Source organism: Senimuribacter intestinalis, from assembly GCF_943192965.1.
In the GTDB taxonomy this organism is placed as follows: Bacteria; Bacillota; Clostridia; order Peptostreptococcales; family Anaerovoracaceae; genus Senimuribacter; species Senimuribacter intestinalis.
In genome coordinates, this window is the sequence record NZ_CALPCF010000006.1 from 47,646 (window position 1) to 60,227 (window position 12,582).

At 42.5% G+C, this 12,582-nt stretch carries 12 protein-coding genes; 2 read left to right on the forward strand and 10 right to left on the reverse strand.

Annotated elements, in window-relative coordinates:
* Positions 1 to 28: 28 nt before the first annotated feature.
* Positions 29 to 391 (reverse strand): VOC family protein, encoded by a 363-nt coding sequence (locus NFR88_RS07150; protein ID WP_160201347.1) that lies wholly within the window; start codon positions 389 to 391, stop codon positions 29 to 31.
* A 170-nt stretch (positions 392 to 561) separates the two neighbouring features.
* On the opposite strand from NFR88_RS07150, the gene NFR88_RS07155 reads away from it, so the two are divergent.
* A complete protein-coding gene (locus NFR88_RS07155) occupies positions 562 to 753 on the forward strand; it encodes a hypothetical protein (RefSeq protein ID WP_251614507.1) in 192 nt (63 codons plus the stop codon).
* A gap of 260 nt (positions 754 to 1,013) precedes the next feature.
* Here NFR88_RS07155 and rpmB read toward each other — a convergent pair whose 3' ends face one another.
* From rpmB to NFR88_RS07175, 4 genes are all read right to left on the reverse strand, one after another.
* The gene (gene rpmB, locus NFR88_RS07160; protein WP_160201345.1) at positions 1,014 to 1,205 is read right to left on the reverse strand and encodes a 50S ribosomal protein L28; all 192 of its coding nucleotides are present in this window, start codon (positions 1,203 to 1,205) and stop codon (positions 1,014 to 1,016) included.
* A gap of 126 nt (positions 1,206 to 1,331) precedes the next feature.
* Positions 1,332 to 1,856: an anaerobic ribonucleoside-triphosphate reductase activating protein gene (gene nrdG / locus NFR88_RS07165; RefSeq protein ID WP_251614510.1), complete on the reverse strand. Its 525-nt coding sequence runs from the start codon at positions 1,854 to 1,856 to the stop codon at positions 1,332 to 1,334.
* Between the two features lie 6 nt (positions 1,857 to 1,862).
* On the reverse strand, positions 1,863 to 4,208 hold the full coding sequence (locus tag NFR88_RS07170; RefSeq protein WP_251614513.1) for an anaerobic ribonucleoside triphosphate reductase: 2,346 nt from the start codon (positions 4,206 to 4,208) through the stop codon (positions 1,863 to 1,865).
* 179 nt (positions 4,209 to 4,387) lie between these two features.
* Positions 4,388 to 4,924 (reverse strand): GNAT family N-acetyltransferase, encoded by a 537-nt coding sequence (locus NFR88_RS07175; protein ID WP_160201342.1) that lies wholly within the window; start codon positions 4,922 to 4,924, stop codon positions 4,388 to 4,390.
* Between the two features lie 165 nt (positions 4,925 to 5,089).
* Between NFR88_RS07175 and NFR88_RS07180 the strand changes: the two genes are divergently transcribed.
* Complete coding sequence (locus tag NFR88_RS07180) at positions 5,090 to 6,505, forward strand: zinc-binding metallopeptidase family protein (protein WP_251614516.1); 1,416 nt, start codon at positions 5,090 to 5,092, stop codon at positions 6,503 to 6,505.
* 83 nt (positions 6,506 to 6,588) lie between these two features.
* On the opposite strand, the gene sstT is transcribed toward NFR88_RS07180, so the two are convergent.
* The 5 genes from sstT to NFR88_RS07205 all read right to left on the reverse strand — a co-directional run bounded on the left by sstT (position 6,589) and on the right by NFR88_RS07205 (position 12,564).
* Entirely contained in the window at positions 6,589 to 7,797 is a 1,209-nt protein-coding gene (gene sstT, locus NFR88_RS07185; RefSeq protein ID WP_251614520.1) for a serine/threonine transporter SstT, read from the reverse strand.
* A gap of 36 nt (positions 7,798 to 7,833) precedes the next feature.
* Complete coding sequence (locus NFR88_RS07190) at positions 7,834 to 10,221, reverse strand: homocysteine S-methyltransferase family protein (protein ID WP_251614522.1); 2,388 nt, start codon at positions 10,219 to 10,221, stop codon at positions 7,834 to 7,836.
* 21 nt (positions 10,222 to 10,242) lie between these two features.
* Positions 10,243 to 11,109: a methylenetetrahydrofolate reductase [NAD(P)H] gene (gene metF / locus NFR88_RS07195; protein WP_160201338.1), complete on the reverse strand. Its 867-nt coding sequence runs from the start codon at positions 11,107 to 11,109 to the stop codon at positions 10,243 to 10,245.
* Between the two features lie 86 nt (positions 11,110 to 11,195).
* Positions 11,196 to 11,687 (reverse strand): DNA-deoxyinosine glycosylase, encoded by a 492-nt coding sequence (locus tag NFR88_RS07200; RefSeq protein ID WP_161908441.1) that lies wholly within the window; start codon positions 11,685 to 11,687, stop codon positions 11,196 to 11,198.
* 31 nt (positions 11,688 to 11,718) lie between these two features.
* Positions 11,719 to 12,564, reverse strand: coding sequence for a glycoside hydrolase family 25 protein (locus NFR88_RS07205; RefSeq protein WP_160201336.1), 846 nt, complete (start codon positions 12,562 to 12,564; stop codon positions 11,719 to 11,721).
* Positions 12,565 to 12,582: the final 18 nt, after the last annotated feature.

Consider the following 12,582-nt stretch of genomic DNA (forward strand, 5'->3'; position numbering starts at 1 on the left):
CCTTCCTGAAAAACTGGAATTTATCGCATTACATTGGTGTCCCTACCTCAATCAAATTACCGTCCAAATCATAAAAACGAATCACCTTTTGTCCCCAGCTATGCGTCATAAGTCGATTAACATATTGAACCTCTGGGTATAGTTTTTCCAATTTTTCAATAAATGCTTCTATATTTTGTTCCTCAAAATACAACTCACAAGAATTGCTTTTCGAAATAATATCTTTTCCCAAAAATGTTTCCCAAATTTTTTCATCTTGGAGCACAAGACCTTCAGTTAAAATCATATTGCCATCATTATCGAGCACCATGTCAAGACCGAATAGGTCATGATAAAACTGTTTCGATTTTTCAATATCCTTGACAACAATCAATATATTCTTTAACTTCATTATTCACACACCTCAACTTCCGATATATCGACTTCTCCTTGCTAAAGCATAACACAAGGTCCATCGTCATGCAACTTTTACTGACGTTTCCTGCTGTCTTTCTCCACAAATCCATAAAAAGCAGTCACCAGTTTCCCCTCTTTCGCATAAAATAAAGTCAGGTGAATTTTATGGGAAATTATCATAACTGCAATAAAAAAAGAAAGGCTTTCTGCCATTATAAAGAAGCCAGGGATATTGGATTTATTCTGCTTGTATTTGGCGTAATCACGGTCTTCGCCTTTTTTCTTCCGCCAAAAGCCTGGATTCTGCTCCTCGGTGCGGTACTTGTCATCTGCGGCATCAGTCTTCTAAGAAAATGATACAAGTTGCAAATTGGGTTAGGTATCGCCGTAGCTTCTTGCTGCTCAGCCTTCGCCTTCGGCTCGTCTTTACAGAGAAGCCTCGCGTTTGAACACCTATCCCGATTCACACTGTGAATCGTTGGAAGGTGTCATACAGGAATTGCCCGGCTTTAGCCGGAATGCAATTCTTCAGTTGACCTACCAACAATTTGCTTCGCAAATTGGGTTAGGTCATAAACAAAAAACCCACTGAATTCAGTGGGTTTCTCATCGCCTCATTAGATGGCACGGTTAATCTTGTTTGATCTGATGCATCTTGTACATACATTGGCTCTTCTTACTGTACCATTGTCATTGATTCTTACAGTCTGAATGTTTGCATTCCACTTTCTTCTAGTGTGTCTGTTGGAATGGGAAACAGCGTTTCCAGAAACCTGACCTTTTCCGCAAATTTCGCATTTTCTTGACATCTACCGCACCTCCTTATAATATGTTAAGCATGTCTTGCATTTCTTCATTTTAAATCTGTTCACATCGAACAAGCGATATTATATCACAGTTTCTATAGTAATTACAAGTATTTTTTCACAAATACCTTAGAAATTTTCCAAGATTACTGCCCTGCCTGCAAATAATGAAGCTGTAAGATCAATAACCCGCTGATTTCTGCTGCCTCGAAACAGTAGTGTCAAGTCTCGCAGGCTTTCCTCATACTTTCCATCAATAAGGATGTCCACTGCAGCAAGGAGTTCTGAAAGCGGCAAGTGTGCCTTTGCCATTTCAAGGAGCTCCTCAAAAGTATAGCCGGAATACATGATAATGGAAAGGTTTCTCTTTTTAATTTCCCTGGCAAGTATGAAAAATCCTTCCGGCTGACAAACAGGCTCTCCTCCACTGAAAGTCACGCCGTCCAAAAGAGGATTGGCATCGATTTCTGCTAAGATTCGCTCTATGCTGCAGTCGTAGCCGCCCTCAAAGTCATGGGTAACTGCATTGTGACAGCCTGGACAGTGATGTGGACAGCCCTGACTGAAAACGACGAACCGGATACCCGGTCCGTCAACAATTGATTCTTTTACGACCCCTGCAATGCGCAGAGTTTGTTCATTGTTATGTTCCATAGCTTATTAGATTCTTTCAAAACCTTCTCCGATTCCATGTTTTACACGATCCTTTTCCTCGGAGGTTTTTGCATCATTCCAGTGATCCATGGTTCCTACCAGATATCCAGTGATTCTTCTGATTCTTTCAAAATCAGGATTGCCATCCCCTTCTCTGCGTCCGCATGCCGGGCATTCATTATCAATAATGCCCGTATAGCCGCATACAGGATCTCTATCTACTGGATGGTTGATAGAACCATAGCCTACACCACTTTCTTTCATACATCTTACAACCTTTTCAAAGGCATCTACATTTTTCAGCGGATCTCCATCCAGTTCAATGTAAGAAATATGACCGCCGTTGGTCAGGGCATGGAACGGTGCTTCCTTTTTGATTTTATCGAAAGCATTAATATCATAGTAAACCGGTACATGGAAACTATTGGTATAATAATCTCTATCAGTTACACCCGGAATCACACCGTATTTTTCTTTATCAATTCTAACAAATCTGCCGGAAAGTCCCTCCGCAGGAGTTGCAATCAGAGACCAGTTGAGACCAGTCTTTCTTGCTTCTTCATCCATACGCTTTCTCATATATGCCACAATTTCAAGCCCCAGCCTCTCAGCTTCCTCAGATTCTCCGTGATGTACGCCGAGCAATGCTTTTAACGCTTCTGCAAGACCAATAAAGCCTATGGTTAAAGTGCCGTGTTTCAGTACTTCTTCCACTGTATCGTCCGGCTTTAAGCCTTTGGAGTCAATCCAAACGCCCTGTCCCATGAGGAATGGGAAGTTCTTGACTTTCTTCAGGCACTGAATCTTGTATCTTTCATTAAGCTGGCCGATGGCAGTGTCAATCATATGATCAAGACCGTCAAAGAAAATATCTATATCGCCCTTTGCCTTAATAGCAAGTCTCGGCAAGTTGATAGAGGTGAAAGAAAGATTTCCTCTTCCGTATACGATTTCCCTGGACGGGTCATGCACATTTCCGATAACCCGAGTTCTGCAACCCATATATGCACATTCAGTCTCTGGCCGTCCTTCTTTGTAGTACTGTAGGTTAAACGGAGCATCCAAGAAAGAAAAATTTGGAAACAGTCTCTTTGCAGATACCCTGCACGCCAATTTAAACAGGTCGTAGTTCGGATCTTCTGGATTATAGCTAACGCCCTCTTTTACCTTGAAAATCTGAATCGGGAAAATCGGAGTTTCACCGTTGCCAAGACCAGCTTCTGTCGCCTTCATGATGCACTCCATGACAAGACGTCCCTCCGGAGAAGTATCGGTCCCGTAGTTCAAAGAACTGAACGGCACCTGTGCCCCTGCTCTGGAATGCATAGTGTTCAGGTTATGAATCAATGCTTCCATTGCCTGATAGGTTTTTCTTCTGATTTCTTTGTCTGTAAATTTCTTCGCCATCTTCTGCAGCTTTACAATCTCCTCAGAAGAAGCATATTCTTTCAAAGATTCTGCCTCAAGTTCCAGATAATTGTTGTCCCATGCCATGCAAGGGTCAACGCCGTACTTTTCTTTGATAGTTGCAGTAATAGCCTTTGTCTTGGCTGCCCCGTCCTCTATATCGCAAATTCCCTCAAGGAGCTTTCCTAAATTTCTGTAGTAAAGCTTTATGAAAGATTTACGAACGCCCGGTGCCATGCCATAGTCAAAGTTTGGCACAGACTGACCGCCGTGCTGGTCATTCTGATCCGACTGAATCGCGATACATGCCAAAGCCGCATAGCTTTCAATGCTGTTTGGCTCTCTCAGATGACCGTGACCTGTGGAAAAACCGTCCTTTAACAGCTCTACAAGGTCAATCTGACAGCATGTCATAGTGAGCGTATAAAAATCCATATCATGAATATGAATATCACCATTTTCGTGTGCCTTTACGTATTTCGGATCAATGACGTACATCTTGTAGAATTCCTTGGAACCTTCGGAACCGTATTTGAGCATAGTTCCCATCGCGGTATTTCCGTCGATATTAGCATTCTCACGCTTTACGTCATTATCCTTTGCTTCTTTAAAAGTCAAATCTTCATAAACGCGCATCAGTTTGGTGTTCATATCACGAACCCTGGTACGTTCTGCTCTATAAAGAATATATTCCTTTGCTGTTCTGGCATGCCCTGCTTCAATCAAAACCTTTTCGACAGCGTCCTGAATCTGCTCTACAGTAGGCGTTGCATTGTGACAGATTTCCAGAAGATAAAGTTCCACCTGTCTGGCAAGATATGCTGCCATATCTCTGTCCTTACCACCCAGTACCTGAGCCGCTTTAAAAATAGCTTCTGTTATTTTCTCTACATCAAAATTGACTGTTCTGCCGTCTCTCTTGACAATTTTCATGATGCTTTCCATTTCGCAATTTCTCCTTAACATCCACAATATCTAGTACTTTTTTCAATTTTTCCCAAAGTGATTATACTATTGTTACCACGGAAGGTCAACCTCTAAACAGCAATAATTAAAAAAAATACAAAGCAGTTAAAAAGCACATCATTCTCGATGTGCTCATTTCAATCAGTTCAACCTGCTACTTATTTATGAAGTTTCTCGTAGTACTCTGCTCTCAGCATGGACTTTAACTGAAGATTGATATATTTTCCATTTTTCTTACCGGCATTCCTCATGAGACCCTCGTTTTTAAATCCTACTTTCTCGTACAAAGAAGCGGCAATCTTATTTGCTTCAAAGTGGTCAATAGTGACCCTTTCCATATGCAGGTTGATAAAAGCATACTCCAAAATCAGGCGAAGTGCTTCTTCCCCATATCCCTTTCCGCGTTTAGACGGATCTGCAATATAAATTCTGGTGACATCCAGCGAGTCATCATGCGTGTCAATTCTGGAAAGATAAATTTTTCCGATAGGTTTATCCTCTGGTTTTTCTGTAATAGTAAACTGCATCTTCGTGGGATCCAGATTATATTTGACATACTCCGTAACGATCTCTTCATAAGACCTGCCTTCATCTATGGTAAAAAACTCCGTCACTTCCGGAAGCGTCTCCCACTCCGCAAAATACTGGCAGTCATCAAATACCGTTTCCCTAATGATTAAACTCTTTGATTCCATCTTTTATCTCCCGTTAATTCTTAAGATTGTGTGAAGTTTTTCAAAAAAACTACTAATTTGTCCTTATTTATGGTATCATTATATATGATTTTTTATGTAAAATAAATGATTATTTCAAAAAAAAACAAAAATAAATAAATACAATGACACAAAGGAGATTTACTAATGAAGAAGCTGGTACCATTCATACTGCTGCTCTCTTTGATTGGAACATCTCTTTTTTCACTCAGTGGCTGTGCTGAGGAAGAAGAAGATTTATCAGTCAAAATTCAAGAAAAGATTGTCGCTTACCGGACCGATTTAGAAGACTCTGCAGCAACGCTGACTTCAGATGAAGCGATTCGCGACTATCTTTTAAGCTGGGCAAAGCAAAAAGGTATTAATTGCACTACAGACAGTAGTCAGAACGTTATCATGAGTGTGAAATCAAGTAAAGAATATAAAGAAGCAAACCCTACTGTTATCCTCTGCTCCTATGATGCAAAGCAGTTTGAGGACTGCATCATCCCTATGGCATGTGCATTATATCTTGCAAAAAATAACGAAAATACAGGAAAACTTCGTATTATTTTTACTAACGATTCCGGTCACAGCTACGACGGAATCAAGGCCTTAAGCAAAAATTACTTTACCGATAATACTAGCGTATTCTGTCTCAACTACAGTGACAGAAACATGTGGTCCACTAACACCGGTGGCAGATCCACCTACCGCTTTACTACTAAGGTTTCCTATACAGAGCCTTCCAATGACAAAGCCTATCGCATTAAAATCGGCGGTCTTCCGGGCGGTATACCAAGCTCCCGCATTTCCTCCTATCCAAATGCAATCAAGGAACTTGGAAATCTTCTGGCATATTTTAAAACCAACGCCCTGATTTATGAACTTTCCAAGGTCAGCGGAGGCAGCAACGCAAACACTTATCCAAAATCTGTCTCTGCCACTTTAGTCATTGACGAAGACGATACTGACAAGTTTGAAGCTAGAATGGAAACTGCCATTGAAAACTTTAACGATGATTATCTGGAAGATTACCCAGAAGCGACTTACACTTACGAAGAAGTCGACCTTCCAAAGCGCGTCATGACGGAAGAAAGTCTTAACGATACCATCAGTCTTTTGTATACCCTCATTGACGGCGTATACTATAAAGACGAAGATGATAATCTCATCTCTATCTCCAGTATCGGCTCCATGAAAGAAAAAGACGGCGTGTGCACCATTTCAGCAACAGCTAACAGCCTGTCTGAATCCGTTCTATCTGAGATAGATAATCAGTATCAGATTATCTGCGGGCTTGCCAATGCCAACTACAAGAAAGTCTCTTCACAAGACGGCTGGCAGTCAGACGCTGATTCTGATTTTGCCCGAGCAATTATTAAAGCATTCCGGGATTACGCTAACGCACAGATGGAATTTAAGGACTGTGTTCCTTCTACGAACACCTCTTACGTATACGAAAAGAACAAAAATTGCAATATCATTAATATATCTTTCAACGAAGACAAACTGGAACGATATACAGGTACCATTCTCACCTTCCTTCTGAATCAGCCACACACAGAAGAGAGCGAATCGTAACATTAGAAACAACATATATAAAAGGCATGCCGAAAGTGAATACACTGCCGAGCATGCCTTTTATATATATGTGAGGGATTATCTTATTTTTTTCTTTTGCTTGCAATATCCGCGGCTGCAGTAAACAACACATCTGTAGACGAATTCAGAGCTGTTTCGCAAGAATCCTGAATGACACCTACGATGAAACCAACACCTACCACCTGCATAGCCAACTCATTTGGAATACCAAAAAGCGAACATGCCAGTGGAATCAAAAGCAGCGAGCCGCCTGCAACGCCGGAGGCACCACACGCACTGACAGCAGACAAAATGCACAGAATCAAAGCTGTAACAAAATCCACTTCTACACCCAAGGTATGGGTTGCAGCTAAGGTCAGAATAGAGATAGTAATCGCCGCACCACCCATATTAATAGTTGCACCCAGCGGAATAGAAATAGAATAAGTGTCTTTATCCAGCTTAAGCTCCTCGCAAAGCTTCATGTTTACCGGAATATTGGCAGCAGAACTTCTTGTGAAAAAAGCGGTAATACCGCTGTCTTTCAGACACTTCAGTACCAGCGGATACGGATTTTTTCCCGTCATTACGTACACAATGATTGGGTTGACAACCAGAGCCACAAAAAACATGGTTCCAACCAGCAACAGAATCAACTGACCGTAGCTGAGCAGCGTCTTAATTCCACTGGTAGCAATCGCGTTAAATACTAAGCCCATCACGCCTAGAGGCGCAAACTTGATGATCCATCTGACAAGCTGAGAGATAGCATCTGCCACATTAGAAATCATTTCCTTAGTTGAACCGCTCGCCCCGCGCAGCGCAATGCCAAGGAGCAAAGACCAAGTTAAAATACCAATATAGTTGGCATTGAGCAATGCATCCACCGGATTTGCGACAATGTTAAAAACTAAATTCTTCAGCACTTCTGAAATACCGCCTGGAGGCGCTACATCGCTGGTAGTGTCAGTCAGTACCAGTTGTACTTTAAAAATAAAGCTTGCAACAGCAGCCACAGTACCAGCTAAAAAAGTGCCCACAAGATACAGTCCAATAATGGATTTCATATTCGTCTTCTGTCCTGTCTTATGCTGAGAAATTGCTGCCATTACCAGAAAGAATACCAATATCGGCGCTACGGCTTTTAGTGCTCCAACGAACAAATCTCCTAAGACGGCAATCCCGGAAACCTGATTTGGAAGCGAGAGAGACAGGATGATTCCGATTACTAGCCCAATGATAATCTGCTGTACCAGGCTGATTTTATTCCAGCCCTGCAATAATCTTTTCATTTGTTCCTCCTAATCCGACATGTATGTCCTTTATATTTAAAAAACGCCTTTCGCCACATTGGCAGAATCAGTTGCGTCTTTTACATAGTAGTCTGCGCCAATTTCCAAAGCGTAATCTTTTGTTAAAACAGCGCCTCCAACCATAATCTTACAGTCCGGTGTAGTCTCCTTTATCAGGCGAATACTTTCTTTCATGGAAGGAAGTGTCGTGGTCATCAGTGCTGACAGCCCAACTAGCTTAATTCCTTTGTCTGCTACGGTCTTTGCAATCAGCTTGGGATCTACATCCTTACCAAGATCGATAATATCATAACCATAATTTTCCAAAATTACCTTGACAATATTTTTTCCGATATCATGAATATCGCCCTGCACCGTCGCAATAACAATAGCTCCCTTGGACATCTGCTGTGTTCCGCTGCTTACAATTCGCTCTTTGATTACCTCAAAAGCGCTCTGCGCAGTCGAAGCGCACAGCATGAGCTGCGGAATAAAGATTCTGCCTGTTTCAAAATCCTTTCCTGCCCTGTCCAAAATTGGAATCAGAGTATTATTGATAATATCTATAGGTTCTCTTGTCCTCAGTTCTTCCAAAATGAGCTGCTTACAATTCGCTGCAAGACCATTATTAATCGCATATTCGATTCCGCTGACTTCTTCAGCGGCTTTGGACTGTTTTGCTGCAGGTGCAGCAGTTGGTGCCGCCGTTCCAATTTCTTCACTATACTTAGCGATATAGTCCTTTGCGCCTTTGTCCACGTTCATAATCAGCTTATGGACCGCCACAGCCCTCATCATATCCGGAGCACCCGGATTCATAATTGGAAGGTCAAGACCAGCGGTCAGCGCCATCTGCAGGAAGTTATGGTTAATCAGGGCACGATTCGGCAGTCCAAAGGAAATATTAGAAACGCCCAGAACAGTTTTCAATCCCATGGTTTCTTTGATATATCTGATTGCAGTAAGCGTATTTGCAGCGTTCTCCTGCTCTGCAGAAACGGTCAGGGTCAGACAGTCTATATAAATATCTCTTTTCGGAATACCCAGCGCCAAAGCCCTGTCCAAAATTCTCTGCGCAATTTCAATACGCTTTTCACAAGTCTTTGGAATTCCATCCTCGTCTAAAGTCAATCCCACTACAGCAGCGCCATATTTCTTTACAAGAGGAAGAATCTGTGCCATGGACTTTTCTTCGCCGTTGACAGAATTTACAATCGCCTTGCCACTATAGACTCTTAAAGCCGCTTCAATGACTGCAGGATTTCCTGAGTCAATCTGCAGCGGTGCATCAGTGATACCCTGCAGAGCTTTCACAATGTTTACAATAACCTTTTTCTCGTCTATTCCAGGTACGCCAGCATTGACATCAAGAATTTCTGCGCCATCACGAATCTGGTCAGCTGCCTGCGACAGCACATAGTCCATATCCCCTGCTTTCAGTGCTTCTTTCAGCTTCTTTTTGCCGGTCGGATTGATTCTCTCTCCGATGACTCTCGGCTGATTGATGATGACAGTCTTTTCCGGGGTACAGACTGCCGGTGGAATATCCGGATCCTGCAGGCAGTATTTCCTATCCGCCAAAGCAGTGTTCAAAGCTTTGATAAACTCCGGCGTCGTGCCGCAACATCCGCCGACCAGCTTTACGCCGTACGGAATCAGCGCCGCAGTAGATATAGCAAATTCCTCTGCTGACACGTGATAGGCACCAGTTGCAGGATCAGGAAGTCCCGCATTTGCCTTTGAAACAATCGGAAGAGTCGTCCACTTAGAAAGCTCCTCAATCAGCGGCCTAAACTCATCCGGTCCAAGGGAGCAGTTCATACCGATTGCATCCGCGCCAAGCCCCTCCAAAGTCATTGCCATCGCCCGCACTTCCGTTCCCGTAAAAGTTCTCTGATTGGCTTCAAAAGTCATAGTACAGATGACAGGAAGGTCCGTGTTTTCTTTCGCTGCAAGAAGTGCGGCCTTTGCCTCGTAAAGGTCGGTCATTGTTTCTATGATAATTAAATCCGTGCCGACGCCTGCCAGAATCTGCCGCTTGAACATATCGTATGCTTCCTCAAAGGACAGGTTTCCGTTAGGCTCCAGCATTCTGCCGATTGGTCCGATATCCAGCGCAACCTTTGCGCCAGTTCCTGCTGCCGCTGCTTTCGCATTCTTGACAGCCTCCGCCATCAGTTCCTCCACAGAATAGCCACAGCCAGCAATTTTATGCTCGCTGATGCCAAAGGTACAGGTACAGATCACGTCAGATCCCGCCTCAATATAGGAGCGCTGAATCTTTTGAATCAGCTCAGGATGCGTGAAATTCAAAACCTCCGGCACCTTGCCAATTTCAATCCCCTGCTGCTGCAGAAGTGTTCCGGTTCCCCCATCTAAAAATATAAATTCTTTTCCTTCAAATAACTGTAGTAATTTATTCAATGATTTGCCTCTCTTCTCTCGTTAAAACAAAGATTTTACGCTTTCGCTAATTCGCTTTGCAACGTACGGATTGTTCATGGTGTAAAGATGTACGCCGTCCACACCCTGAGACACCAAATCTACAATCTGATTTACAGCATAAGCAATGCCCGCATCTCTCATAGCCTCAGGCTTATTTTCATATCTGGACATCATCTTAGTGAATTTTCTCGGCAAGCTGGCACCGCATAAAGATACCATTCTTTCAATCTGCTTTTTATTGGTGACCGGCATAATTCCCGCTTCAATCGGTACATTAATCCCAGCGATTCTTGCCTTGTCCACAAAATCGTAAAACACCTCATTGTCAAAGAACAGTTGAGAAATCAAATGCTGCGCACCAGCATCAACTTTCTTCTTTAAGTTAAGAATATCCTCTACCTGATTTCTGCTGTCCAAATGTCCCTCCGGATAGCATGCGCCGGAAATGCCAAAATCATAATCCTTGGTTTCCTTAATAAAGGTAATTAATTCGCTGGCATGCTTAAATTCCTTTTTAGGCGGCACATCCGGCACTAAATCACCACGAAGCGCCAAAATGTTTTCTACGCCGTTGTCTGCCAATCTGCGGAGAACTTCAGATACCTCTTCTTTGGTAGAGTTTACGCAGGTCAGATGTGCTGCCGACTCAATACCGTACTTCTGCTTAATTGCTGAGGCAATTTCGCAGGTAGAATTATCCGCAAGGCTTCCGCTTGCACCGTATGTAACACTGATGAAGTCCGGTTTAATTTCCTGCAGTTCATCTAAGGTCTGATAAATGGTTTCTATTGGATTATTTCTCTTTGGAGGGAAAACCTCAAAAGAGAAGATTGTCTTTTCCTGATTAAATAATTCTGCTAATTTCACATCTTTACCTTCCTATTCGTATATTTTTACTCTTTATTGTATACCCACAAACTATATTTTTCAATACTTTTAAAACAGAATCGGTTTTAAAACTGAATCTGCTTCCATTCATTTACTAAATCTGTCAGTGAAAATCTTGCATTGGCTGGACTGGTTGATGGAAGCTGCACAGCTGCAACACCTGTTTTTTCTGCGAGAAACCTGTCATAAAGCTTCTTTGCCAGTCCACCGTTTGCATAAACTTTCGTTATTCCTGTTTCTTGTAATAGACTTGCCACATCAGCAGCTGTCACATTTTTGATAGAACTGTCAGAAGATCCGATGATATCGCAGCTCTCTACCACATCCCAAATCGCCACTCTGTTTCTAAGAAGCAGTCCCTTCTTTTCATCAATTGTCTGAGGAACCGGTTCCTCAAAAATTTCTGCAAGAACTTTCCAAAAACGGTTCTGTGGGTGTCCGTAGTAGAAGCAGGATTCTCTGGATTTTACAGAGGGCAGCGTGCCTAAAATCAGCACCGTGGAGTCTTTATCGTATACTGGTGCAAAAGTCTGCACCACATGTTCATAATCTGCCATAAAGTCAGTTCCTTTCTTCTATTTTCTCTATTTATTTTTTCTTAAACATCAGGTTCAAATCTACTTTTCCTTTAATGCCTTTCACTTTGCCGCTGTCTGTATACTGCCAAAATTTGAATTTGCCGGCATAATCCGTCTCATCGGTGTAGTGAGCCAGCCAAATGTCATAACGGGTCAGATAGCGCAAATCCAGATTTTCCAAAAGCCATGTTGGATTCCCATAAATCATCGGCGTATAGCCGTTTCTCTCAATAATCTGGCAAAATGCGTCGGCAATTTCAGTTTTATCCAGCACGCTTAAATCGTCGATTCTATGGGCGCCGGAAATTGGCTCCATATCAAAGACCACCGGATAGGTCACGCCTCTTCCTCTGATGTGGCGAATCACATACTTGGCTTCCTCTACCGCTTCCTCTACGGTCACCGCCTGCGAAAAGAAATATACGCCCACGTGGATATCCGCCTTTTTCGCACCGGAAAGATTTTCTTTAAAGCGGCTGTCCAGCGTCAAATCTCCGCCTTCATAGCCTCTGTATCCCAATCTAATCATGGCAAAATCAATACCATCCGCCTTAACCTTTTTCCAATCGATTTTTTTCTGATAATAGGAAACATCTATACCCGCCACCGTTTTGAAGTTGTCGTCTTCATAGGAAAGTCTTCCCTTTTCTTTTGAGATACCGCTCAGTTGATAATCATGCTCCGGCATAGATCTTGGCAGTCCAAGTCCGTCGTAACTTCCAAGAACCACATAAAATATGGAAAATGTACACACAAACATAAAAACCGCTGCTGCCGCTATGATAAGTTTTGCGGTCTTTGAAAGGGTCGGCATATTTTTCTTTAATTTTTTTCCAACTTTCTTCTTTTTTTTCATAAATCTATTTTACCATAA